Annotated in this window: 22 protein-coding genes; 6 read left to right on the forward strand and 16 right to left on the reverse strand. The window is 72.2% G+C overall.

The genetic code is table 11. From position 1 onward, the window contains the following. Window positions 1-11 precede the first annotated feature (11 nt). From JOD65_RS05045 to JOD65_RS05060, 4 genes are all read right to left on the reverse strand, one after another. Window positions 12-1,889 carry a reprolysin-like metallopeptidase gene (locus JOD65_RS05045; protein ID WP_191193457.1) on the reverse strand — a complete coding sequence of 626 codons (1,878 nt, stop codon included), beginning with the start codon at window positions 1,887-1,889 and terminating at the stop codon, window positions 12-14. Between the two features lie 66 nt (window positions 1,890-1,955). After that, window positions 1,956-2,393, reverse strand: a complete 438-nt coding sequence (locus tag JOD65_RS05050) for a DoxX family protein (protein WP_191193456.1) — start codon at window positions 2,391-2,393, stop codon at window positions 1,956-1,958. A gap of 22 nt (window positions 2,394-2,415) precedes the next feature. After that, window positions 2,416-3,843, reverse strand: coding sequence for an FAD-binding oxidoreductase (locus JOD65_RS05055; RefSeq protein WP_191193455.1), 1,428 nt, complete (start codon window positions 3,841-3,843; stop codon window positions 2,416-2,418). A gap of 32 nt (window positions 3,844-3,875) precedes the next feature. After that, the gene (locus JOD65_RS05060) at window positions 3,876-4,787 is read right to left on the reverse strand and encodes an AEC family transporter (RefSeq protein WP_191193454.1); all 912 of its coding nucleotides are present in this window, start codon (window positions 4,785-4,787) and stop codon (window positions 3,876-3,878) included. A gap of 95 nt (window positions 4,788-4,882) precedes the next feature. Between JOD65_RS05060 and JOD65_RS05065 the strand changes: the two genes are divergently transcribed. Further along, window positions 4,883-5,815 (forward strand): 2-hydroxyacid dehydrogenase, encoded by a 933-nt coding sequence (locus JOD65_RS05065; protein ID WP_307820947.1) that lies wholly within the window; start codon window positions 4,883-4,885, stop codon window positions 5,813-5,815. 74 nt (window positions 5,816-5,889) lie between these two features. Here the strand turns inward: JOD65_RS05065 and JOD65_RS05070 are convergent, their stop codons facing one another. Then, on the reverse strand, window positions 5,890-7,122 hold the full coding sequence (locus tag JOD65_RS05070) for an alpha-hydroxy acid oxidase (RefSeq protein WP_191193453.1): 1,233 nt from the start codon (window positions 7,120-7,122) through the stop codon (window positions 5,890-5,892). Window positions 7,123-7,209: 87 nt separating this feature from the next. On the opposite strand from JOD65_RS05070, the gene JOD65_RS05075 reads away from it, so the two are divergent. Together JOD65_RS05075 and JOD65_RS05080 are read left to right on the forward strand one after the other, a co-directional pair. Next, window positions 7,210-8,373, forward strand: a complete 1,164-nt coding sequence (locus tag JOD65_RS05075; RefSeq protein ID WP_191193452.1) for an L-talarate/galactarate dehydratase — start codon at window positions 7,210-7,212, stop codon at window positions 8,371-8,373. Continuing rightward, the gene (locus JOD65_RS05080) at window positions 8,370-9,041 is read left to right on the forward strand and encodes a FadR/GntR family transcriptional regulator (RefSeq protein ID WP_191193451.1); all 672 of its coding nucleotides are present in this window, start codon (window positions 8,370-8,372) and stop codon (window positions 9,039-9,041) included. The genes JOD65_RS05075 and JOD65_RS05080 overlap by 4 nt, the downstream gene beginning before the upstream one ends. Window positions 9,042-9,075: 34 nt before the next feature. On the opposite strand, the gene JOD65_RS05085 is transcribed toward JOD65_RS05080, so the two are convergent. The 7 genes from JOD65_RS05085 to JOD65_RS05115 form a co-directional block, all read right to left on the reverse strand. Then, complete coding sequence (locus tag JOD65_RS05085; protein ID WP_191193450.1) at window positions 9,076-9,402, reverse strand: ArsR/SmtB family transcription factor; 327 nt, start codon at window positions 9,400-9,402, stop codon at window positions 9,076-9,078. A gap of 2 nt (window positions 9,403-9,404) precedes the next feature. After that, the gene (locus JOD65_RS05090; protein ID WP_191193449.1) at window positions 9,405-10,046 is read right to left on the reverse strand and encodes an SRPBCC family protein; all 642 of its coding nucleotides are present in this window, start codon (window positions 10,044-10,046) and stop codon (window positions 9,405-9,407) included. A 93-nt stretch (window positions 10,047-10,139) separates the two neighbouring features. Beyond that, on the reverse strand, window positions 10,140-11,405 hold the full coding sequence (locus tag JOD65_RS05095) for a glucarate dehydratase family protein (RefSeq protein WP_191193448.1): 1,266 nt from the start codon (window positions 11,403-11,405) through the stop codon (window positions 10,140-10,142). Window positions 11,406-11,412: 7 nt separating this feature from the next. Beyond that, window positions 11,413-11,820 (reverse strand): universal stress protein, encoded by a 408-nt coding sequence (locus JOD65_RS05100; RefSeq protein WP_191193447.1) that lies wholly within the window; start codon window positions 11,818-11,820, stop codon window positions 11,413-11,415. Next, window positions 11,817-13,334 (reverse strand): tripartite tricarboxylate transporter permease, encoded by a 1,518-nt coding sequence (locus tag JOD65_RS05105; protein WP_191193446.1) that lies wholly within the window; start codon window positions 13,332-13,334, stop codon window positions 11,817-11,819. Before JOD65_RS05105 ends, JOD65_RS05100 begins: the two co-directional genes overlap by 4 nt. Window positions 13,335-13,345: 11 nt before the next feature. Continuing rightward, entirely contained in the window at window positions 13,346-13,882 is a 537-nt protein-coding gene (locus tag JOD65_RS05110) for a tripartite tricarboxylate transporter TctB family protein (protein WP_191193445.1), read from the reverse strand. Between the two features lie 40 nt (window positions 13,883-13,922). Beyond that, window positions 13,923-14,915 carry a Bug family tripartite tricarboxylate transporter substrate binding protein gene (locus JOD65_RS05115; protein WP_191193444.1) on the reverse strand — a complete coding sequence of 331 codons (993 nt, stop codon included), beginning with the start codon at window positions 14,913-14,915 and terminating at the stop codon, window positions 13,923-13,925. Between the two features lie 112 nt (window positions 14,916-15,027). On the opposite strand from JOD65_RS05115, the gene JOD65_RS05120 reads away from it, so the two are divergent. Both JOD65_RS05120 and JOD65_RS05125 read left to right on the forward strand, forming a co-directional pair. Beyond that, entirely contained in the window at window positions 15,028-15,939 is a 912-nt protein-coding gene (locus JOD65_RS05120; protein WP_191193443.1) for a LysR substrate-binding domain-containing protein, read from the forward strand. A 109-nt stretch (window positions 15,940-16,048) separates the two neighbouring features. Beyond that, on the forward strand, window positions 16,049-17,854 hold the full coding sequence (locus JOD65_RS05125) for a GAF domain-containing sensor histidine kinase (RefSeq protein WP_191193442.1): 1,806 nt from the start codon (window positions 16,049-16,051) through the stop codon (window positions 17,852-17,854). Here the strand turns inward: JOD65_RS05125 and JOD65_RS05130 are convergent. Then, entirely contained in the window at window positions 17,826-18,290 is a 465-nt protein-coding gene (locus JOD65_RS05130; protein ID WP_204810957.1) for a GNAT family N-acetyltransferase, read from the reverse strand. The two genes, JOD65_RS05125 and JOD65_RS05130, sit on opposite strands and share 29 nt — an antisense overlap. Before the next feature lie 97 nt (window positions 18,291-18,387). On the opposite strand from JOD65_RS05130, the gene JOD65_RS05135 reads away from it, so the two are divergent. Further along, window positions 18,388-19,761: an NAD(P)-binding protein gene (locus JOD65_RS05135; protein ID WP_191193440.1), complete on the forward strand. Its 1,374-nt coding sequence runs from the start codon at window positions 18,388-18,390 to the stop codon at window positions 19,759-19,761. Between the two features lie 88 nt (window positions 19,762-19,849). Here the strand turns inward: JOD65_RS05135 and JOD65_RS05140 are convergent, their stop codons facing one another. The 3 genes from JOD65_RS05140 to JOD65_RS05150 all read right to left on the reverse strand — a co-directional run bounded on the left by JOD65_RS05140 (window position 19,850) and on the right by JOD65_RS05150 (window position 22,495). Continuing rightward, window positions 19,850-21,019, reverse strand: a complete 1,170-nt coding sequence (locus JOD65_RS05140; RefSeq protein WP_191193439.1) for a M14 family zinc carboxypeptidase — start codon at window positions 21,017-21,019, stop codon at window positions 19,850-19,852. Between the two features lie 152 nt (window positions 21,020-21,171). Continuing rightward, window positions 21,172-21,606: a hypothetical protein gene (locus JOD65_RS05145; protein WP_191193438.1), complete on the reverse strand. Its 435-nt coding sequence runs from the start codon at window positions 21,604-21,606 to the stop codon at window positions 21,172-21,174. Between the two features lie 70 nt (window positions 21,607-21,676). Next, window positions 21,677-22,495, reverse strand: coding sequence for a Rossmann-fold NAD(P)-binding domain-containing protein (locus JOD65_RS05150; RefSeq protein WP_191193437.1), 819 nt, complete (start codon window positions 22,493-22,495; stop codon window positions 21,677-21,679). Window positions 22,496-22,549 lie beyond the last annotated feature (54 nt).

Consider the following 22,549-nt stretch of genomic DNA (forward strand, 5'->3'; position numbering starts at 1 on the left):
GCGGCGGGCGGTCAGCGGCGGATCTTGATGCTCTTCGAGCTCGTCCGGGCCTTCTCGTAGCCCTTCTTCTTGGCCGTCACACGGACCGAGATCTTCTTGCCGCGGTCCTTGGCGCGGACGCGGTAGGTCGCCTTCTTGGCGCCCTTGATCTTCTTCCCGTTCTTCAGCCACTGGTAGCGCACCTTGACGCTCTTCTTGGCGGGCTTGGGCTTCCAGCCCTTCACCTTGACCGAGAGCACCCGGCCGGCGCGCGGCACGCCGCGGAGCTTGGGCCGCTTCGTGCGGAACAGCGCCTTGCCGACCACGACGGACGCATCCGGAGCGGCGACCGTCGCGTAGAACGGCGCGGAGCCGAGCACCTGCAGCGTGAGGGTCTTGCCGATGTCACGACGTCCCAGCTTGAAGGTGCTCGCCGTGGCGCCGGGGACGGCGACGCCGTCGAGCCACCACTGGTAGCTCAGGTTGACGGCCGGCGACCACGCCGTCGACGTCGCCTCCGCGGTGCCCTTGAAGCGGGGGCGTCCGGCGATGGCGGCCGTGCCCGGGTAGATCTGCGACTGGCGGTAGCCAGCGACGGCCGCCATCTGCTCGTTGATCGCCTGCACGTTGTTGGTGGCCCCAGTGCCCTGGACGCGCCCGTTGTAGGCGACGTTGGGGTTGGAGAAGTAGCCGATCCGGGTGCAGTTGACCTGGGCGCGGACGCACTGGTCGTAGTAGGCCATCACCGTGATCGTCTGTGCGGCCACGTCGACGTAGCCGCGGGCGTAGGGCTTCCCCTCGGTCGGCGGCTGGAACGCCCCGGCGTCGTGGTGGGCGCTGAGGTTGTGCCCGACCTCGTGGGCGAACGCGCGGAACTCGGTGGCGCAGGCGGCGGCGTAGACGACCGACCAGGCGGCGTACTGCGGGTCGTACTGCGGGTCCGTGCCGCCGAGGTAGGCGATGCCGCACGACGCGCCGCCCGGCACGCTGCCGGCCAGCCAGAGGCTGACCAGGTCGGCGTGGGTCTCCTCGCGCAGCGCCTGTGCCTCGTCGAAGATGCCGTCGCCTGGCGTGCCGAGCGCCTTGAGGTTGGTGACCAGGTCGGCGGACTGCGTCGCGGCGACCTGGCGGGTGCCCACCAGCCGCACCCGGGTGCCCACGCCGGAGCTGGCGAAGGCCTCGTTGGTCTGGGTGATGCCCAGCGCGAACTGGGCCTCCATCGCGGGCTGCCCCATCTGCGCGACCAGCTGCGCGGGGTAGACGATGGCGATGTCGACCGTGTCGGGCGCGTCTGCGGCAGCGATCGGCGCCCGTGCGTCGGCGCTTCCAGCGGTGTCGCGCTGCGCGCGCGGCTGCGTGCCGTGGTCGTGGGACTCGGCCTTGCCCGGACGCTCGGGAACGATGACGTCGTCGCCGCCCGGCGGGTCGCCCGCCTCGTTGACGACGTAGTCGCCCTCGGGCGTGCTGTGCACCTCGTAGGTGCCGTGCTCGACGGAGGCGACGTTGATGTGGGTGACCCCGCCGACCACGACACCGGTGACGCTGCCCTTCTCGCCGATGATGCCGCCGGACCACGACGTGATCCCCGCGGCGTCGGTGCGCCGGTCGACGGCGGCGGTGACGGTGGTGTCGTCGAACAGCGCGAGGCTGATGCGGTCGCCGGTGCGTACGGCGTCGAGCGCGGCGGCGTCGACGTCGACGGCACGCGATCGCTCACCGCCGGGAGCCTCGGCGTCGGCGGTCGTGCGGGCGGCCGATGCCGGGCTGAGCAGGTCCACGGGGCGGCGGTCGTCCTGCGACGCGGTGGCCATGGTGACGGGCGCCGCGGTGGCGGCCAGTGCGAGGACGCACAGGCCGGCGACGCCGACGAGTGTCCTGCTGGTGCTCCTGGTGGGCACGGTGATGGGCATGGAGTCCCCCCTCTCTCTGGACCCCTACCTCCCCCGGGTGGCCGTGCCCAAACCAGGACGGGGGAACTACTCGCCCGTCTCGACCTCCTCGCGCTGCTGCTCCTCGGCGAGGACCGGGCGGCGGCGGCCCAGGAGGCCGCCCGCCCACAGCGCCCAGAGGACGAGCACGGGCTGGAAGAAGAGGCGGGTGAGGCGGGCGCGGTCGCTGTCGAGGCCGAACGCGGGGGTGCCCTCGACGTACTGCGCGATGTTGCCCGGGAAGATCGCCACGAAGAAGGCCGCCAGCAGCGCACCGACGGTGCGCCGGTGCCGCGGCAGCGCGACGAACGCCCCGCCCAGCGCGACCTCCACGACGCCGGAGCCGAGCACGGTGAGGTCCTCGTCGACCGGGAACCAGTCCGGCACCTGGGCCCGGAACTCCTCGCGCTGCGTGGTGAGGTGCAGCACACCTGCGGTCACCATGAAGCCGCCGAGGACGATGCGGCCGAGGGTCTGTGCCTTCATGCCTGCAGCCTAGGGCGGGTCCCTACTGGGTGGGTGGGACGAGGACGCCCGGGTTCATCAGCCCGGCCGGGTCGAGCGCGTGCTTGAGGGCGCGCATGAGGTCGACCTCGACGTCGGACTTGTACGACGCTGCGGCCACCACCTTGGTGCGGCCGAGCCCGTGCTCCGCGCTGATCGACCCCGCCTCGCGGGCCACCGAGTCGTAGATGGCGGCGGTCAGGTCGGCCGCCGCGGCACGCAGCGCGTCGTCGTCGCTGCGGTCGTCGGCCAGGGGCGCGTTGAGGTTGTAGTGGAGGTTGCCGTCGCCGACGTGGCCGTAGGTCACCAGCCGCACGCCCGGGCAGACCTCCTGCAGGCGCGGCCCGATCGTGGTCGCCCACTCCGCGAGCCGGGCGATCGGCAGGGTGACGTCGTGCTTGAGCGTCGCGCCCTCGACCTTCTGCACCTCCGAGATGCCCTCCCGCAGGGCCCACAGGGCCGAACGCTGCGCGGGGCTGCCGGCGATCGCCGCGTCGACGGCGGTGCCGGCCTCGACGGCCTCGCCGAGCAGCGACTCCAGGGTCTCGTCGAGCCCGGTGTCGGAGGCGGACCCGGCGAGCTCGACCAGGACGTACCAGTCGCTCGGCTCGCCCAGCGGGTCGCTCGCACCGGGCAGGTGGGCGAGCACGAGGTCGATGGCCTGCCGGTTGGCGATCTCGAACGTCGACAGGTGCACGCCGGCGTGCTGCTGGGCCAGGCCGAGCAGGGAGACCGCGGCGTCGACGGACGGCACGGCCACCCAGGCAGTGGCGTGCCGCGGAGTGGCCGGGAAGAGCCGCAGCACGGCTCCGGTGATGACGCCGAGCGTGCCCTCCGCGCCGACGAACAGCTGCGTGAGGTCGTAGCCGGTGTTGTCCTTGCGGAGCCCGCGCAGCCCGTCCCAGACCCGGCCGTCGGGCAGCACGACCTCGAGGCCGAGCACGAGCTCGCGGGTCATGCCGTAGCGCAGCACCGCGGTGCCGCCGGCGTTGGTCGAGAGGTTGCCGCCGATCGTGCAGCTGCCCTCGGAACCCAGCGACATCGGGAAGAGCCGGTCGACCTTCTCGGCCGCGGCCTGCACGTCGGCCAGCACGACGCCGGCGTCGACGGTGACGGTGCCGGCGACCGGGTCGACCTCGCGCACCCGGCGCATCCGGCCGAGGGAGAGCACGACCTGGCTGCCCGACGCGTCGGGCACCCCGCCGCCGACCAGCCCGGTGTTGCCGCCCTGCGGCACGACCGCCACGCCCGCCCCGGCACAGGCCGCGACGACCGCGGCCACCTCCTCGGTCGAGCCCGGCCGCACCACTGCGAGGGCCCGCCCGGCGTGGGTGCCGGTCCAGTCGACGACGTACGCCGCGACGTCGGCGTCCTCGGTCAGGACGTGGTCGGCGCCGATGCTCGTGCGCAGCTGGTCGAGCAGGTCGTCCATGGTTCTCCTCTGATCGGGTGGGGGGGTGCGGGTCAGCCCAGCAGCACGGCGACGAGCAGCGCCACGGGCAGCGAGGCGAGGGTGGTCACCAGGATGGTCTCCCGCGAGACATCCTCTCCGACGCGGTAGCGGGTGGCGTGCAGGAAGATGTTCTGCGCGGTCGGCAGGGCCGCGGTGATGACGACGCCGAGCAGCACACGGTCGTCGAGGCCGAGGGCCAGTCCGACCAGCCAGGCGACCAGCGGCATGACGGCCATCTTGAGGACCGTCGCGAGGACGACCTCGCCGTTGTGGCCGGCCCGGCCGATCGGCGGGCTCAGCCTCAGCGCGGCGCCGTACGACATCAGCATCAGCGGGATTGCCGCACCGGCCAGCATCTCCAGCGGCGACAGGAGCGCGGCCGGCAGCCGCCAGCCGGTGGTCGCGAGCACCAGGCCGACGACGGCGGAGATCGTGAGCGGGTTGGTGACCAGCCGTCGGAACGCCGGGCCCACACCCTCGCCGCGGCCGGTGATCCGGTCGAGCATGATCAGCGCCGCCGGCTGCACGAGGAGCATCTGCACGAGCAGGGTCGGTACGACGACGGTGATGTCGCCGACGACGTAGGCCGCGATGGCGATGCCGAGGTTGCCCGCGTTGACGTAGGACGACGACAGCGCGCCGAGGAGCAGCGAGCCGGTGTCGAGGCCCCAGCGCAGCCGCGCGATGACGACGTACGCGACGAAGCAGGCCCCGAGCGAGACGGTCGAGGCGACGAGGTTGGCCGCCGCCGTCTCGAGGTGGACCTGGCTGATCGTGACGACCATGAGGGCGGGGGAGGCGACGAAGAACGCGATCTCGCCGAGGGTGCGCTGCGAGCGACGGTCGAGCACGCCGACGTGGGCGAGCGCTGCACCGGCGGCGATGACGACGAGGATCGTGGTGAAGCCGATCAGCAGGCCCATGGGTGCTCGCTCCTCTCGCTCCGGTCGTGGGTGGGTATCGCGCGATAGCGAGGTCGACTTGGACGCCGCGACCGCCGCCCGGCAAGGATGGCGTGGTGACCACCGACACCCAGCACCCGGTCCGTGTCGTCCAGCTCGGCGGGCTCATGCCCTTCGTGCGCGAGTGGCTGTCGGAGCGGTACGCCGCCCCGCAGCGGGAGGACCTCGGAGACCCGGCGGGTGTCGCGGTCGCCGTGGTCGGTGGCGGTGCGCGGGCCGGCGCGGAGGAGATGGACGCCCTGCCCGACCTGCGGGCGATCGTGAACTTCGGCGTCGGCTACGACAACGTCGACGTGGCCGAGGCGCAGCGCCGCGGCATCGTCGTCTCCAACACCCCCGACGTGCTCACCGACGCCGTTGCCGACCTGGCGGCCTTCCTGGTCGTCGACGTGCTGCGCGGCATCACGGCCGCCGACCGGTTCGTGCGCAGCGGTGCGTGGGCGCGCGGCGAGAAGATGCCGCTGACCCGCGACGTGCGAGGCGCGGTCGTCGGCGTGCTCGGCATGGGCCGGATCGGAACCGCAGCGGCCGAGCGGCTCGAGGCCTTCGGTGCCGAGATCCACTACCACTCGCGCAGCCCCAAGGACGTCGCGTGGACCTACCACGACAGCCCGGTCGCCCTGGCCGCGGCGAGCGACGTGCTGGTGGTGCTGACGCCGGGTGGCGCCGGGACCGACGGGCTCGTGGACGCCGCCGTCCTGGACGCGCTCGGCCCCGAGGGCTACCTGGTGAACGTCGCCCGCGGCTCGGTCGTGGACGAGGACGCGCTGGTCGCTGCGCTCGAGGCCGGTCGCATCGCCGGTGCCGGGCTGGACGTGTTCGCCGACGAGCCGCGCGTGCCCGCGGCCCTCCTGGAGCGCGACGACGTCGTGCTGCTGCCCCACGTCGGCAGCGCGACCGTCGAGACCCGCGAGGCGATGGGCCGGCTCGTGCTCGACAACGTCGACGCGTTCCTCGAGCGCGGCGAGCTGGTGACCCCGGTCGGCTGAGCGGCCCCGGTTCCGAGGTCGAGTGCGCACCCCCTCCGTGACTGCTACCGCGAGCGCACTCGACCCGGGGGACCTCATCGGTCCCGCAGCCGGGCGTGCTCGGGGGTGAGGTGGGCCAGCGTGGGCGTGCCGAGCATGCCCATCGCGCGCCGCATCTCGTCGGTGAGGACGTCGAGCACATGGGTCACGCCGCGCTGCCCGCCGACCATGAGGCCGTAGAGGTAGGCACGTCCCACCATCACCCCGGTGGCGCCGAGCGCGACTGCCGCGACGACGTCACCGCCGCTGCGGACGCCCGAGTCGACGTACACCTCCGCGCGACCGGCGACCGCCTCGACGACGGCGGGCAGCAGCTCGAACGGCACCGGGGCGCGGTCGAGCTGTCGACCACCGTGGTTGGACAGCACGATCGCGTCCGCGCCGGCCCCGACCGCGGCGACGGCGTCGACGACGGACTGGACGCCCTTGACGACGACCGGGCCGCCCCACTCCTCGCGCAGCCAGGTGATGTCGGCGGGCCGGATCTCCTGCTCGCGCAGCTCGTTGGACATGCCCCACCGGGCGTGCGCGGAGCCCTCGGAGAACGTCGCGAAGCGCAGCGGCTGGGTGGTGAGGATGTCGGCGACCCAGCCGGGGTGGCGGGCCATGCCGGCCATCGTCCGCGCCGTCAGCTGGGGCGGGATGGCGAAGCCGTTCTGCTTGCCCTTGCGCTTCATGCCGGTGACGGTCGTGTCGATGGTGAGCACCAGCGCCTCGTAGCCCTGCTCGCGCGCCTCGTCGAGGTGCGCTCGGGTCACGGCACGGTCCTTCATCAGGTAGACCTGGAACCAGTTGCGGCCGCCCGGCGCCGCGCGCGCGACGTCGGTGATGGAGGTCGTGGCGTAGGTCGACAGGGTGTACGGCAGGCCGGCCTGCTCGGCCGCGACGGCCGCGGCGCGCTCGCCGGTGTGGTGGCTCAGCCGCGTGTAGCCGGTCGGTGCGAGGACGATCGGCGCCGCGGCGGATCGGCCCAGCAGGGTGGCGCTGGTGTCGGGCGCGGCGACCTGGCCGAAGGTCGTCGGCATGAGCTCGATGCGGTCGAAGGCGGCGCCGTTGCGGCGCATCGCGAGCTCGGAGTCGGAGCCGCCGGCGACGTAGTCCCAGACCGCGCCCGGCACGCGGCGCCGGGCCAGCCGCTCGACGTCGTCGACCGACAGGCAGCGCGACAGGCGACGTCGTACGGCATCGCGCTCGACGGGACGCGGTCGCAGGAACGGCTCGAGGTCCCGCCAGCGGGGGACCTGCCGACTGCTGCTGACCTGGCTCATCACGGCTCCTCACGAGTGGGGCTTGACGTACTTGTGTAACAAGTTGCACACTCATCATACAAGTTCGTGACGACCCGAGGAACCCCCATGACGCAGACCGCCACCCCGCCCTCCCAGGCCGTGCACAACAGCGCCGGCGACCGCATCCGCACGATCACGCTGTCGCACGTCGTGCTGCCGCTGCCCTACGCCGTCAGCGACGCCAAGGTGCTCACCGGCCGGCAGAAGCCGCTCACCGAGACCGTGATGCTCTTCGTCGAGCTCACCACCGAGCACGGCTTCGAGGGCATGGGCTTCAGCTACTCCAAGCGAGCGGGCGGCAAGGCGCAGTACGCCCACCTCAAGGAGATCATGGACGTCGCGATCGGCCAGGACCCGAGCGACATCGCCAAGATCTACGAGTCGCTCATGTGGGCCGGTGCGTCCGTCGGCCGCTCCGGCGTCGCCACCCAGGCGGTCGCCGCGCTCGACGTCGCGCTGTACGACCTCAAGGCCCGCCGCGCCGGACTGCCGCTCGCCAAGCTGCTCGGCGCGCACCGCGACTCGTGCCGCGTCTACAACACCTCCGGCGGCTTCCTCCAGGCCTCCGTCGAGGAGATCAAGGAGAAGGCCACCGCCTCCCTCGAGTCCGGCATCGGCGGCATCAAGATCAAGGTCGGCCAGCCCGACTGGCGCGAGGACCTGCGCCGGGTCGCCGCGCTGCGCGAGCACCTCGGTGACGGCCCGTTCATGGTCGACGCCAACCAGCAGTGGGACCGCGCCCGCGCCCGTCGGATGTGCCGCGAGCTCGAGCAGTTCGACCTGGTCTGGATCGAGGAGCCCCTCGACGCGTGGGACCACGTCGGCCACGCCGACCTGTCGCAGACCTTCGACACCCCCATCGCCACCGGCGAGATGCTGACCTCCGTGGCCGAGCACATGGGCCTCGTCGACGCCGGCTACCGCGGCATCGTGCAGCCGGATGCCCCGCGCATCGGGGGCATCACGCCGTTCCTCAAGTTCGCCACCCTCGCGGCGCACCACCGCCTCGACCTCGCGCCGCACTACGCGATGGAGATCCACCTCCACCTCGCGGCGACGTATCCCACCGAGCCGTGGGTCGAGCACTTCGAGTGGCTCAACCCGCTCTTCGAGGAGCGCATCGACATCCGCGACGGCCAGATCTTCGTGCCGGACCGTCCGGGCCTCGGCTTCACGCTCACCGAGCGGATGCGCTCGCTGACGCTGGAGACCGCTACCTTCTCGGCATGACCACCCTGTCGGCGGGCGTCGTCGCCGGCCTCAAGGACAAGATCCTGGCCGGTGACCTGGCCCCGGGGGCCAAGCTCCCGTCGGAGTCGGAGCTCATCGAGGAGTACGCCGTCTCGCGCACCGTCGTGCGCGAGGCGGTGACCCGGCTCCGGGCCGAGGGCCTCGTGGAGACCCAGCAGGGCCGCGGGTCGTTCGTGCTCGCGGTGCCCGAGTCGTCGTCGTTCAACGTCGAGTCGTCCGCGATCCGCACCCAGGCCGACGTCCTGGCGATGCTCGACTTCCGCATCGGCGTGGAGAGCGAGGCGGCCGCGCTGGCGGCGCTGCACCGCACGGCGCTCGATGCGGCGGCGATCGAGGAGGCGCTGGCCGGCTTCACGCGGTCCGGGCACGAGGGGGCCGTCGAGGCCGACTTCGCCTTCCACCTCGCCGTGGCGCGGGCGACGGGCAACCGCTTCTACGTCGACCTGCTGGGCTCGCTCGGGCCGATGATGATCATGCTCCCGCGCACCCGGCTCGGCGACGCGTACTCCATGACCGATGCCACCCACGTCGAACGGGTCCAGCGCGAGCACGACAACGTCGCCGCCGCGGTCCTCGCTGGTGACGTGGAGACCGCCCGCGCCGCCATGCGGCTGCACCTCGGGAACACCCGCCGCCGCGTGGGTTGATCGCGACCGGGCACTTCCTCGCGCTACGGCCCGGTCAGCGGCGGGCTCGCTTGCCGCGGGCGATCTCGGTGCCGAGCGCGTCGAGCTTCTGGTCCCAGAAGACCCGGAACTGCTCGACCCAGGCGTCGACCTCCTGCAGGCCGGACGGGTCGACGGCGTAGAGCCGCCGGGTGCCCTCGGCGCGGACGGTCGCGAAGCCGTTGTCGCGCAGCACCTTGAGGTGCTGGCTCACTGCCGGCTGGCTGATCCCGAACTCGCCGCCGACCCGGGCCGCCACGTCGCCCGCGCTGGTCTCACCCGTGGCGAGCAGCTCGAGGATGCGGCGGCGTACGGGGTCACCGAGGACGTCGAAGGCATGCACGGTCAGGCCGGAGGCTCGGCGCCGGTGTAGAACGCGGCCGTCCTGGCGGCAGCAGCGCGCGAGGCGTCCGGGTCGCCGGAGGTGGCGGCGTCGGCCTCGCCCCAGCTGGTCGCGGAGCCGGTCATGAAGGACTGGCCCTCGTCAGATGCCCCCCAGCCCTCGACCTCCTCGTGCGGGATCGACGACCCCGTGGCGAGGTGCTCGGCGAGGCCCATCAGGCCGAGCTCCCAGCCCACGCCGACCGCGCCCGGCCCGTACGTCGGCCAGTGCTCGTTGCCGGACACGTCGGCCGCGTGGCGGAGCGTCAGCCTGGCGCCCTCGCCGTCCTGCTCGAGGTGCACGTCGACCCACGACGTGTCCCCGCCGAACTCCCACGTGATGGCGAGGTGCTTCGGCTCGTCGCACGCAACCACCTCGCCGCCGGCGTTGCCCTCGACCTGGAAGCGGCCGCCGAGGCGGAGGTCGCCGGAGACGGGCGCGAACCAGCGCGGGATCCGCTCGGGGTCCGTGACGGCCGACCAGAGGTCGGCGACGTCGGTGGGGTAGGTGCGGAAGGCGACCACGACCTTGACGGGCGTGCCCTCGTGGGTGCTGTCCTCGACGGCGCGGGTCACCGCGCCCAGGTGCTTGGCTACGTCGAACATGGTCGCGACTCTGTCATTCGACACTTATATTAGTCAAGACGCAATTACGAGGAAGTGCCCGGTCGGCGGTTTGTAGCGCGACGAAGTGCCCGGTCACCAGCGGGAGGTGTTGACCTCGAAGTCGGGCTGGATGGAGCGCATGTAGACGGTGTCCTCGCGCCGGCGTATGCCGCAGGAGAGGTAGAGCTCGTGCAGCTCGCCGAGCCGGTCGCGGTCGAGCGTGACCCCGAGCCCGGGGCCCGTCGGGACGGCGACCGAGCCGTCGATGAAGGACAGCACGCCGTCGGTGACCACGTCCTGGGTCTTCCAGGGGAAGTGGGTGTCGCAGGCGTAGGTGAGGTTCGGCGTCGCGGCAGCGAGGTGCACCATCGCGGCGAGCGAGACGCCGAGGTGGGAGTTGCTGTGCATGGAGAGCCCCATGCCCCAGACCTCGGTGATGCCGCCGAGCAGCGCCGACTTCCTGAGCCCGCCCCAGAGGTGGTGGTCGGAGAGCACGACCTGGACGGCGTCCTGCGCGATCGCGGGCGGCAGGTGCTCCATCGCGATGACGCACATGTTGGTGGCGAGGGGAACGTCGGTGCCCGCGGCGACCTGGGCCATGCCCGAGATGCCCGGGGTCGGGTCCTCGAGGTACTCGACCACCCCGGCCAGGCGGGACGCGACCTTCAGCGAGGTCTCGGGGGTCCACGCGCCGTTGGGGTCGAGCCGCAGCGGCATCGACGGGAAGGCGTCGCGCAGCGCCTCGATCGCCTCGCACTCGTCCTCGGGCGGCAGCACGCCGCCCTTGAGCTTGAGCGAGCCGAAGCCCCAGCCGTCGACCATCCGGCGCGCCTGGGCGACGAGCTGCTCGGGGGTGAGCGCCTCGCCCCACGCGTCGTCCGCGAAGCCGGGGTGCCCGGCCCACTTGTAGAACAGGTAGCCGCTGAACGGCACGGACTCGCGGACGGCTCCGCCGAGAAGGTCGCTCACCGGTACGCCGGCCTCGTGGCCCTGCAGGTCGAGGCAGGCGACCTCGAAGGGCGAGTAGACGGTGTCGACGGCGGAGTCGACGTCGAGCATCCCGCCGAACGACGCACCGCCCCCGCCGGTCTCGCGGCCGAGCACGTCGGTGACGAGCCGGCGCAGGCCGTTGAGGTCGTACGGGTCGTGGCCGGGCAGCGCGGTGGCGACGGCCTCGAGCCGACCGAGGTGCGTCTCGTCGGCGTACGTCTCGCCGAGGCCGAGGAGGCCCGATTCGGTGTGCAGCTCGACGATCGCCCGCAGGGCGTAGGGCTGGTGGACGCCGACGACGTTGAGCAGCGGCGGGTCCTCGAAGGCGACCGGCGTGACGACGACGCGGGAGATGCGGCTACGGCTCACCCGCGGCTCACCTGGCCGTCTTCACGGCGAGGATCGGCACGTCGAGGTCGAGGAGCAGGCGCTGCGCGTCGCTGCCGGTGACGAGCTTGCCGACCGGCGAGCGGCGGCGCATGCCGATGACGACCAGCCGCGCGGACGCGGCGGCGGCGACCTCGGCGAAGGTCTCGACGATGTCGTCGCCGTGGTCGGACTGGTCGACTCGGGCGGTCACGCCGGCCGCGGCGGCCCGGGCGACGAGCTCGTCGGACGCGGTCTCGTCGATGAGCTCGGCGTCCACGGTGCTGCGACGGCGCGGGCTGTTGAGGATGACGACGTCGTCCCCGCGGGCGGCTGCCTCGGCCAGGCCGGCCTCCAGGGCCGCCTCGCCGACGGGGCTGGGCACGTAGCCGATCACGATCGTCGTAGGGCTGGTCATCGCAGGGAGTCCTCTCGATGGTGGGTCTCGTCCGGGGTGGCAGCACGCCGGTGGCGCACGGCCTGGACGATCGGGAACAGGGCGGCGACCAGGAAGAGCGCCAGGATCGTGCCGGAGATGGGGCGGGTGAGGAAGCCGGTCGGGTCGCCGTCGAAGATCAGCAGGGCCCGGCGCACGTTGTTCTCGAGGAGGGCCCCGAGGACGAACGCCAGCACCATCGGGCCGGGCTCGAAGCCCACCTTCTTCATCAGGTAGCCCACGATGCCGAAGGCGATCATCACGAAGATGTCGAAGGTCGAGTTGTTGATCGTGTACACGCCCAGGATCGTGATCAGCGCCGTGATCGGGGCCAGGATCGCCGGCCGCACGCGGAGGATGCGCACGAAGATCCCGACCAGCGGCAGGCTCAGGACGAGCAGCAGCACGTTGCCGATGTACATGGAGTTCACGACGCCCCAGAAGAGGTCGGGGCGTTCCTCGAGCAGCTGGGGACCGGGCGTGATCCCGAGGACGAGCAGGGCCGCGAACAGCATCGCCATCGAGGCGTTGGCGGGGATGCCGAGGGTGAGCAGGGGGATGAAGGACGAGGTGGCGGCCGCGTTGTTGGCGCTCTCCGGTGCCGCGACGCCCTCGATGGCGCCACGGCCGAACCGCTCGGGGGTCTTGGAGATGCGCTTCTCGGTGGCGTACGCCGCGAGCGAGGCCATCACGGCACCGCCACCGGGGAGGACGCCGAGGAAGAAGCCGATGACCGACCCGCGCCCGATGGCGGGGCTGGCCTGCTTGAGCTCCTTGCGGGAGGGCCAGATGTTGTTGACGGCCGCGGGCACGTGCGCCTTGCCGTGGCGCTCCTCCAGGTTGTAGAGGATCTCGGCGACGCCGAAGAGCCCCATGGCGACGACCACGAAGTCGAGCCCGTCGGCAAGCTGCATGCTGTCGAAGCTGAACCGCTGGGCGTTGCTGAAGCTGTCGCGTCCCACGGTGGCGAAGAGCAGGCCGACACAGGCGGCGATCAGGGCCTTGATGGGATGACCGCTGCCGATGGTGGCGATGAGCAGCACGCCGAGGAGGGCCAGCGCGGCGTACTCGGCCGGACCGAAGTCGAGCGCCCAGGACGCGACCAGCGGAGCGCTGAGGCTGAGCAGGATGATCGAGAAGGTCGCGCCGACGAAGGAGCCGATGGCGGCGACACCGAGGGCGGTGCCGGCCTTGCCCTGCTTGGCGAGTGCGAAGCCGTCGAACACGGTGACCACCGATGAGGCCTCGCCCGGCAGGCGGAGCAGCACCGAGGTGATGGTGCCGCCGTACTGGGCGCCGTAGTAGATGCCGGCCAGCATGATGACGGCGGCCACGGGGTCGACGGTGACGACGATCGGCAGCAGGATCGCCATCGTGGCGGCCGGGCCGAGGCCGGGCAGCACGCCGATGAGCATGCCGATGAGCACGCCGATGAGGCAGTAGAGCAGGTTCTCGGGCTGGCTGACGACGGCGAAGCCGTCGAGGAATGCGTCCATCGGGGTGCCTCTCAGAACAGGTGCGGCAGCGGGATGCCGAGGCCGTAGAGGAACAGGGCGTAGAACGCAGCAACGGTGCCCACGGACACGGCGATGGTGGAGCGCCACGACTCCCCGCCGAGGAACCGCAGCCAGACGATGCTGAGCAGCAGGGCCGGGATCTCGAACCCGATCACCGGGAGCAGGAAGGCGAACCCGACGAACGTGACGAGGCCGACCAGCGGCAGGACGCTCGCGCGGCTGAACTGCTCGCTGTCGGTGAGCCTGCGACCCACCACCAGCAGCACGACCGACAGGGCGATGATCGCCGTCGAGATGACGAACGGCCACAGGCCCGGGCCCGGTCGCCGCAGCGACCCGAGCCCGTAGCCGTAGGCGAGGACCGCGCCGAGGACGCCGACGGCGAGCGTCACGAGCGCGGCCGCGACCTGGTAGGCAGGACCGCCCGCGGGCGGGCGCTGCTCCTCCAGCTCGTGGGCCACCTCGGCCTCGAGCTCGGCCAGGATGTCCCCCCGGCCGCCGCCGGGGCGGCTGTGCTCGTCACTCATGTCGGCTCCTCGGGTCGTGGTCAGGAGGTGGCGTGGGCCGTCACTCGGCCAGGTTGATGTCGTACTGCTCGACGAGGTCGGCGTAGCGCTGCTTGTCGCTCTCGAGCGCCTCGACGACCTCGTCACCGGGGACCTCCATCGGGGTCAGGCTGTTCGCCTCGTTGAAGGCCTGGTAGTCCTCGGTCTCGAACGTCGCCTGCATGCCCTCCCAGATGGCGTCCTTGACGTCCTGCGGGGTGCCCTTCGGCGTGGTCATGAAGCGGTACTGGTAGACCTCGACGTCGATGCCCTGCTCCGTGGCCGTCGGCACGTCGGGGAGTGCGTCGATGCGCTCGGGAGCGTAGACCGAGAGGGGGGTGATCTTGCCGCTCTCGATGTTCTCGCGGGCCTCGCCGACCTGCAGGCAGGCGGTGTCGACCTGGTTGCCGAGCAGCGCGGTCAGCGCCGGCGCACCACCGTCGAAGGGCACGGCCTCGGAGTCGATGCCGGCGGTCGAGTAGGTGAGCCCGCAGGAGAGCTGCGAGCCGGTGCCCACGCCGGTGGTGCCGTAGGTGACCTTCTTGCCGGCGCTCTTGAGGTCGTCGATGGTCGCCCAGTCGTTGTCGGCGCTGGTCACCAGGACGTAGTCGTCGCGCGAGACGCCACCGACGACGTCGAAGTCGTTGATGTCGGTGACCTCCTCCTCGGCCACGGCCAGAGGGGTGATGGCGAAGAGGGAGGCGTTCTGGATGGCGATGATGTCGCCGTTGGGCTCGGCCTGCTCGACCTCGGCCGCCGCGAGGGCGCCGTTGGAGCCGGACCGGTTGATCACGGAGAAGGTCTCGCCCAGCTCGTCGGTCAGGCCGGTGGCGACCTGGCGGGAGATCAGGTCGCTCGAGCCGCCGGGGTCGGCACCGACGTACATCTCGACCGCGCCGGACGGGTACTCGCCCCCGTCGTCGCCGCCGGTGCTGGTGGAGACGCCGCCACAGGCGGACAGGGCGAGGGCAGCGCCTGCGGCGATGGCCGCCAGGCTGAGGGACTGCTTGCGCATGGAGGTGCTCCTTGTTCGGGGTGTGACCACCGACACTAGGTTTGCGCATTGATGCCGGTCCAAGCCCAATTCGGCATGGACTGATCCATCTCGTGCATCGTACCCTCGCCCCGTGATCACCCTCGACCAGGTCCGCTCGTTCGTCGCCGTGGCCGAGGAGCTGCACTTCGGGCGGGCCGCCGAGCGGCTCCAGATGACCCAGCCCCCGCTGTCGCGGCAGATCCAGAAGCTGGAGAAGTCGGTGGGCGCGCGTCTCCTGGAGCGCGACAACCGGCGGGTGGAGCTGACCGGCGCTGGCGTGGCGTTCCTCGACGAGGCCCACCGGTTGCTCAACCTCGTCGAGGGTGCGGGTGACCTCGCCCGGCGGGTCGACGCGGGCGCCGCCGGCGTCGTCCGCCTCGGCTTCACCGCGGTGTCGGCGATCTCGATCCTCGGCCCGCTGCTGCGCCGCCTCACCGCCGAGCTGCCCGACGTGGAGGTCGTGCTGTCCGAGCGGGTCACCAACGCGCAGGTCGACGGCATCCGCCGCGGCGAGCTCGACATCGGCCTGGCCCGACCGCCGTTCGACACCTCCCTGCTGCGCTCGCGGGTGGTGCTGCGCGAGCCCTTCATGGCCGTCGTGCCGGCGGCCCACCCGCTCGCCGCGAGCGACCGGCCGCTGACCTCCGACGACTTCGAGGGTGAGACGGTCATCGGCTACAACCCCGACCAGTCGCGCTACTTCCACGAGCTGTCGGTCCGCTTCTTCGCCAACGCCCACCCGCGCATCGACCAGCGGGTGCACCAGGTGCTGACGGCCATGCTCCTCGTCTCGGCGGAGCGGGGGGTGACGCTGGCGCCGGCGTCGGCGGCGTCGCTGCACGTCGACGGCGTGGTCTTCAAGGAGCTCGCCCACCACGGCGGCGACACGCGGGTCGACGCCGACCCCGACCGGCCGGTCGAGCTGCACGCCATCTGGTCACGCGAGGCCGTGACGCCCGTCGTACGCCGCGTGCTCGACGTCGTGACCGCCCAGGCCGACTGAGCCCCGGCGGCCGCCGAGTCATCCACAGTGTCAAGGAAGCCCTGCGCTCGTCAGGCCTGGAGGCTTAGAGTCGGGGTTGCCGCGAGGGCGACGCGACGCAGGGAGTGAGATGCACGACGAACCGGACACGGGACGGCGCCATGCCGAGACCCCGTGGGCCGACGAGCAGACGCGACAGCACCTGCAGGTGCTCGTCGAGGGCGTCGCCACCCTCGCCGGCTTCGCGCAGTCGTCGCTGACGCTGCGCCGCGACGGCCACTTCGAGGTCGTCGCCGCTGCCGGGGTCGAGGACGGGTTCGTCGGCACGGAGGTGCCCGCGGAGTCGATCGAGAACGAGCTCCGCGACGCCGACGAGTGGGGCGTGTGGCGCTTCGTGCCGCACGACCGGGCGAGCGTGGAGGCGCTCTCCTACAGCCACATCCCCGACGTGACCCCGCTCGAGGGCGAGGACGCGTGGCACCCGCTCGACCTCCTCGCCGCGCCGCTCCACGACGACCAGGGCCGGCTGCGCGGCCTGCTGTCGGTCGACATCCCCGACGACGGCCGGCTGCCGTCGCCGGAGAAGATGAAGGTGCTGACCAAGTACGCCGGACTGGCGCGGACGCTCGTCCTGCTCGCCCTCGAGCGCGAGGAGCTGAGCGAGCAGGTGCGGATGGCCACGGAGGTGCGTGCGATCGTGCGCCAGGCCCTCGGCGAGCCGACGCTCGAGCTGGTGCTGGAGGCGTGCCGCTCCGCGGTCGTGTCGTGCTTCGACGCCGTCGGCATGTGGCTGACGGCGTTCAACCCCGACGGGGTCGGGTCCACCACGACGTCCTACGCCGTCGGCAACACCTACGACGCGCCGCCCTTCGCCGAGATCGACGACGTGGTCGTGCGTCTGTCACGCCGCTACTGGGCCGACCAGTACGTCGCGCCCTTCTCGCGCAACAGCCTCGACCAGCCCGGCCTGGCCCGCGGCGACGCCGAGCGGCTGCTGGGCTTCCTCGACCGGATCGGCATCGGGTCGGTGCTCTTCGTCCCGCTGGGGGTCGGCCGCGAGTGCGTGGGCTTCCTGGTCCTGACCCGCGTCTCCGACGCCCGCCGCTGGACCGGCATCGAGATCGACGCGGCGCGCGACGTCGGCCGTGACCTCGGCCTGGCGGTCGGCAAGGCCCGCCAGCTCGAGCTCGAGCGCGCCATCGCCGACCGCCTCCGCAAGCTCGACAGCTACCGCGTCGAGGTGGTCAACACGATGGGCCACGAGCTGCGCAACCCGCTCTTCTCGATGAGCGCCAACCTCGAGCTCCTCGACACCTCGGGTCTCGACGAGGACGGCCGCCGGTCCGTCGCGGCCGCGACCCGCGGCGCCACCCGGATGCGCGCGGTCATCGACGACATGCTCACCATGGCCCAGGTCTCCGACCCGCACCGCGAGTTCGACCCCATCGCGGTCGACCTGCGGCGGGTCGTCCACGACGTCTGCGACGAGTGCCACGCGGCGGCCACCGCGGGGGGCGTCACCTGCGAGTCCGACCTGCCCGACGAGCCGGTGTTCGTGCCCGGGGAGCCCGAGGAGCTGCACCGCCTGCTCACCAACCTCGCCTCCAACGCGATCAAGTACACCGACCCCGGCGGCCGGGTGACCGTGCGCGTCACGACGCAGGGCGGCTCGGTCGTCGCCACCGTCGAGGACACCGGGATCGGCATCTCGCCGCCCGACCAGGAGCAGCTGTTCCGCGAGTTCTTCCGCTCCACCAACCCGGCCGCCCTCTCGCGCCCCGGCACCGGCCTCGGCCTGGCCATCGTCGCGCGCATCGTCGCCCGCCACGGCGGCTCGATCGACATCGACTCCGAGCGCGGGCGCGGCACGACGGCGACCCTGACCCTGCCGGCGTACGTCGAGGGCGTCAGCGCGGACCCAGCTCCAGCGTCATGAACCTGCTCAGCGGGTCCTCGACGTAGGAGCCGAATGGCTCGCACGGCGTGAAGCCGGAGCGCGCGTAGAACCGGCGCGCCGGCTCGAAGAACTCCATCGAGCCGGTCTCGAGGGACACCCGGGACACCCCGCGTCGCCGGGCGTCGTCGAGTGCGTGGGCGAGCAGGCCCGTCGCCACCCCGGTGCCCCGCACGCGCGGCTCGGTCCGCATGCTCTTCAGCTCCTCGTGCCCGTCGCTGACCGCCGCCAGCGCGACCGTGCCGATGATCCCGTCACCGTCGGCGCCGACCCAGAGACGTGCGCCGTCCCCCTGCAGCGCGGTCAGGTCGAGCGCGTGCCGGCTCTCCGGCGGCGCGGTCGGCTCCATGTCGTCGAGGTGGGCCTGCAGGAACGCCGCCAGCCGCGGGTCGCTGAAGTCGGCGCGGGTGATGTGCACGGCGTCAGTGTGGCGGGCTGGTGTTTCGGCACGGTGACGTCTGGACCGGCACCGGTTGCCCCGGGCGCGGGCCGCGAAGGTGTGCCAGCGTGTGTCCATGACTCGCACACTGGACGTCGACTACCTCGTGGTGGGGGCCGGCGCGATGGGGATGGGCTTCGCCGACGCGCTGGTCGACCACTCCGACGCACGCGTCGCGATCGTCGACCGCCGCCACGGCGCGGGCGGCCACTGGCTGGAGGACTACCCGTTCGTCCGGCTGCACCAGTCCTCGACGTTCTACGGGGTCGCCTCGACGGTGCTCGGCGGGAACGTCCAGGAGCAGGGGCCCGAGGCGGGCCTGCACGTGCGCGCCTCGCAGCCGGAGATCGTGGACTACTACGCGCGAGCCGTCGAGCGGCTGCGCCGCACGGGCCGGGTCGAGGTGCTCACCGGGTGCGACGTCGTCGGCCGCACGGTCGTCTCGCGCATCTCCGGGAGGACGTGGGAGGTGCCGGCGTCGTGCCGGGTCGTCAACGCCCACTACCTCGCGCCGAGCATCCCTGCCGAGTCGTCGGCACCGTTCTCGGTCGCCGACGACGCGCGCGCCGTGACGGTCAACGACGTGGTCCGGCTCGAGGAGGCCCCGAGCCAGTACGTCATCGTCGGCTCGGGCAAGACGGCCACCGATGCCTGCGTGTGGCTGCTCGGGCAGGGCGTGGACCCCGACGCGATCTGCTGGGTGCGGCCCCGGGACCCGTGGATGCTCAACCGTGCATTGATCCAGCCCGACCCGGAGGTCTTCCTCGGGGTGCCGGCGACGACGTTCGAGGAGGCGGCGGCCTCGTCGTCGCTCGACGAGCTGTTCCTCCGGCTGGAGGACGCCGGGGTCATGCTACGCATCGACCCGTCGGTCACACCCACCATGGCGAAGGCCCCGACGCTCGGCCTGTGGGAGCTCGAGCTGCTGCGGTCCATCGAGAACGTCGTACGCCACGGGCACCTGCGCAACGTGGAGCGCGGTCGCCTCGAGCTCGAGGACGGCACCACCGTGCGGGTCGCGGACGACGCGGTGGTGGTGCACTGCGCTGCCGACGGCCTGAAGAACCCGCCGCTCATGTCCGTCTGGCGCCCGGAGGACATCACGGTCCAGCCGGTGCGCGCGGGCTTCCCGTGCTTCAGCGCGGCCGCGATCGGCTACGTCGAGGCGACCCGACGTGACGACGCGGAGAAGAACCGACTGTGCCCGCCGTCGCGCTTCGGCAACTCGCTGCAGCAGTGGGCGGACATGAACGTCCGCGGGACCCGGGCCTCGATGGCCCTCGGCGCCGAGCCCGACATCGCGGCGTGGTCCAACACCGTGGCGATCAACCCGGCCCGCATCCCGGCCGACCACCCCGGCTCCGCCGAGCTCGACCGGGTCCGCGAGCGGCTCGCGGCGGCGACCGGGCCCGGGCTCGAGGCCCTGACCCGGTTGATGACGACCGGCTGAGTCTCGGACGCTGCGACCGTCACGAGCCCGGGATCGCGGAAGATCCGAGTCACCAGGTGGCTCGGATCCTCCACGATCTTCTCCCCGGTCAGTCGGCGGGCAGGTAGACCCGCTGCGGGATGGTGTCGTAGACCGACGGGTCGAGCGTGTCGATCGAGCCGTCGGCGACGGAGTCGACCAGGCCGCCGAGCCCGATCTCGATCTGCTTGCGCAGCATGCCGTTGCGCTTCATGCCGTCGTACTGCGTCTGGCTCGACGTCTCGAAGAGCACCACCGCGCTGCCGCGCAGGGCGAACGAGCCGAGCGCGGTGCCCGGGAGGTTGGTGTCCTGCGGGTAGAGCGTCACGTCGCCGTAGCCGGACTTGCCGTAGCCCTGGAGCGCCTCGTAGACCGCGACGTTGGCGCGCTCGGACGCCTCCATGTCGAACTTCGGCCACGTGCCGAACTCGGCCGGGTCCTCGATGAACTTCGCCGAGATCGACAGCGGCGACATGCGCTCGAGGTCCTCGGTGGCGTAGCAGGACCACTGGTTGTGCAGGTCGACGAAGTAGTCGACCGTGCCGAACTCGGCCTCCAGCCCCCGGTAGACGTCGCGGACCGTCTGGGACTCCGGCGTGATGTACCAGCCGGTGTCGGCGCTGTTGCCCGGGAAGTCGGCCGGCTGCGGGACGTAGTCGAGGTCGGGGTTGAAGTCGCGGTTCACGTCGAAGCCGCCGACGCGCGTGTTGTAGTTCCACGCCGGCGCGACGCCCGCGAGCTGCGGGAAGGCGGCCACGACGTCGGCCCAGATCATCTCGTTCTGGCGGGTGTCGCGCTCGCCGCCGTCGACGTTGAGCCGCGGGATCGCCACGATCGTGACCTCCTTGCGGAGGGCCACCGCCTCGGGCGTCGAACCGCCCCAGCGACGGAGCAGGTCGAGCAGCGCCTCGGTGCCGTGGTTCTCGTTGCCGTGGATCTGCGACTCGACGAAGACGACGGTGTCGCCCTCGCCGACGCGAGCGGTGTAGATCTCGCGGCCCTGGTTGCTCTCGCCCACGACCTCGACGTCGACGACGCCCTTGGTGGTGCGCTCGATGCCCTCGAGGGTCCGGGAGAGCTGGGCATGGTTGACGAATCCGCTGTTGCCCGAGCCCGAGGCCTCGGTGCCGCAGTGCGACTGGGTGGGGATGGCGTTCGCCGGTGACGAGGTGGTGGTGGCGACGATCCCGAGAGGAAGGGCCAGTCCGGTCAGGACGGCCGTCCAACGTCGTGCAGACATGTTTCTCCACATCAGTTGTGCCCGGCGAGCCGAGCGATCGACAGGTCCGTGCACGGTAGGTCGGCGCGCCGACACGGCACCAGAGACCTTCGGCTCACTCCGTAGGGGGGATTGCATCGCCCCTCCTGCGTCGGGTAACGCCGGGAAGCGCGTCAGTCCCAGAACCACGTGAGGAGCTCGTTCGCCAGCGGCGTGGCCAGCCAGGCGATCGTCGCGACCCCGACCGCGAAGGCGGTCGCGTAGAGGAGGACCTCGGTCACGGTCAGCGTCCGCCGCCAGCTCCACACCATGAACAACGACCACATCGCCACGCCGCCGGAGATGAATGGCGCCGTCGGCACGCCCACGATGGCGACGAACGCGACCACCCCGCCGAGCGCGGTGTCGTAGGGCCACATGGTGCCCAGGTCGTAGGCGTAGATCGTCTGGTCGGCCGGGCGCAGGTGGATGCCGTTCGCGTAGTAGGGCAGCACCAGCCCGATGGCGTACGGCACCGCCGCGAGGAGGGCGACCAGGAGGGCCAGGCCCGGGCGGCGGCGGTCGACGTGGATCGCCTGCTGCTGTGCTTCCGAGGGCATCACGGCCATGCCCGCAGTCTGGGCCCGTGAGGGTTCGCTGGCTGCCGAACGACCGGACGTACCCCAGGTCGAGGACGACTCAGACGGCTGCGAGGCCCGCATATCCCTCGCGGTACGACGGGTACGTCGCCGCCCAGCCCGCCGACCGCAGCCGCGCGTTGGACAGCCGCTTTCCGTGGCCACGTGCCCGGTCGGCCGGCGGGGGAGCAGGGGCGCCGAGGCGGTCGGCGAGGAAGGCCGCCACGTCGCCGAGCTGGGCCGGTTCGTCGTCGGTGCCGAGGTAGAGCCGCTCCGGCGCGAGGTCCATGGTCAGCAGGTGCACGACCGCCGCGGCGGCGTCGGTGCGGTGGATGCGGTTGGTCCAGCGGTGCGGGTCGTCGATCCGGCCCTCGCGCACCTGGTCGAGCAGCCGCGTGCTGCTGCCGCCGTACAACCCGGACAGCCGCAGCACGCTCCCGTGCGGGACGCGCTCGTGGAAGGCCTCCTCGGCGGCGACGAGCATCCGGCCCGGGCCGTCGCTCGGGGCCGGGGGAGTCGTCTCGTCCTCGAGCTCCGGGAGGTCGCGGTTGCCGTGCACGGCGGTCGACGAGACGAGGACGGCCCGCTCGGGCGGCTCGGGCAGCGCGTCGAGGGCACGCGCCATCCCGTCGACGTACGTCGCTCGGTAGGACTCCTCGGTCCGCGGCCGCGCGGTCAGCGCGACGACGAGGAGGCGGGGACGTACGTCGGACAGGTCCGGGGCCTCGCGCGTCAGGTCCACCGAGCGGCCGACGAGCGGCGCGGGCACCAGCGAGGCGTTGCGCCGCAGGGCGAGCACGCCGTGGCCGAGGTCGGCCAGGCGCAGGCCGACCGCCGCGCCGAGGTCGCCGGCGCCGACGAGGAGGACGTCCGGGGTCACAGGCGCACCGTACGGCAGGGCTGGAGGGCTGCGCCCGGGCCGCTGGTCGTGGCA

The organism is Nocardioides cavernae, assembly GCF_016907475.1.
GTDB classification, from domain to species: Bacteria; Actinomycetota; Actinomycetes; order Propionibacteriales; family Nocardioidaceae; genus Nocardioides; species Nocardioides cavernae.

Bases quoted from the DNA above. Each gene is read 5' to 3' on its own strand.
- JOD65_RS05110 (WP_191193445.1), bottom strand. From the start codon at position 13,882: ATGAGTGACGAGCACAGCCGCCCCGGCGGCGGCCGGGGGGACATCCTG.
- JOD65_RS05140 (WP_191193439.1), bottom strand. From the start codon at position 21,019: ATGTCTGCACGACGTTGGACGGCCGTCCTGACCGGACTGGCCCTTCCT.
- JOD65_RS05105 (WP_191193446.1), bottom strand. From the start codon at position 13,334: ATGGACGCATTCCTCGACGGCTTCGCCGTCGTCAGCCAGCCCGAGAAC.
- JOD65_RS05050 (WP_191193456.1), bottom strand. From the start codon at position 2,393: ATGAAGGCACAGACCCTCGGCCGCATCGTCCTCGGCGGCTTCATGGTG.
- JOD65_RS05135 (WP_191193440.1), top strand. From the start codon at position 18,388: ATGACTCGCACACTGGACGTCGACTACCTCGTGGTGGGGGCCGGCGCG.
- JOD65_RS05060 (WP_191193454.1), bottom strand. From the start codon at position 4,787: ATGGGCCTGCTGATCGGCTTCACCACGATCCTCGTCGTCATCGCCGCC.
- JOD65_RS05125 (WP_191193442.1), top strand. From the start codon at position 16,049: ATGCACGACGAACCGGACACGGGACGGCGCCATGCCGAGACCCCGTGG.
- JOD65_RS05045 (WP_191193457.1), bottom strand. From the start codon at position 1,889: ATGCCCATCACCGTGCCCACCAGGAGCACCAGCAGGACACTCGTCGGC.
- JOD65_RS05075 (WP_191193452.1), top strand. From the start codon at position 7,210: ATGACGCAGACCGCCACCCCGCCCTCCCAGGCCGTGCACAACAGCGCC.
- JOD65_RS05080 (WP_191193451.1), top strand. From the start codon at position 8,370: ATGACCACCCTGTCGGCGGGCGTCGTCGCCGGCCTCAAGGACAAGATC.
- JOD65_RS05115 (WP_191193444.1), bottom strand. From the start codon at position 14,915: ATGCGCAAGCAGTCCCTCAGCCTGGCGGCCATCGCCGCAGGCGCTGCC.
- JOD65_RS05090 (WP_191193449.1), bottom strand. From the start codon at position 10,046: ATGTTCGACGTAGCCAAGCACCTGGGCGCGGTGACCCGCGCCGTCGAG.
- JOD65_RS05100 (WP_191193447.1), bottom strand. From the start codon at position 11,820: ATGACCAGCCCTACGACGATCGTGATCGGCTACGTGCCCAGCCCCGTC.
- JOD65_RS05070 (WP_191193453.1), bottom strand. From the start codon at position 7,122: ATGAGCCAGGTCAGCAGCAGTCGGCAGGTCCCCCGCTGGCGGGACCTC.
- JOD65_RS05145 (WP_191193438.1), bottom strand. From the start codon at position 21,606: ATGGCCGTGATGCCCTCGGAAGCACAGCAGCAGGCGATCCACGTCGAC.
- JOD65_RS05055 (WP_191193455.1), bottom strand. From the start codon at position 3,843: ATGGACGACCTGCTCGACCAGCTGCGCACGAGCATCGGCGCCGACCAC.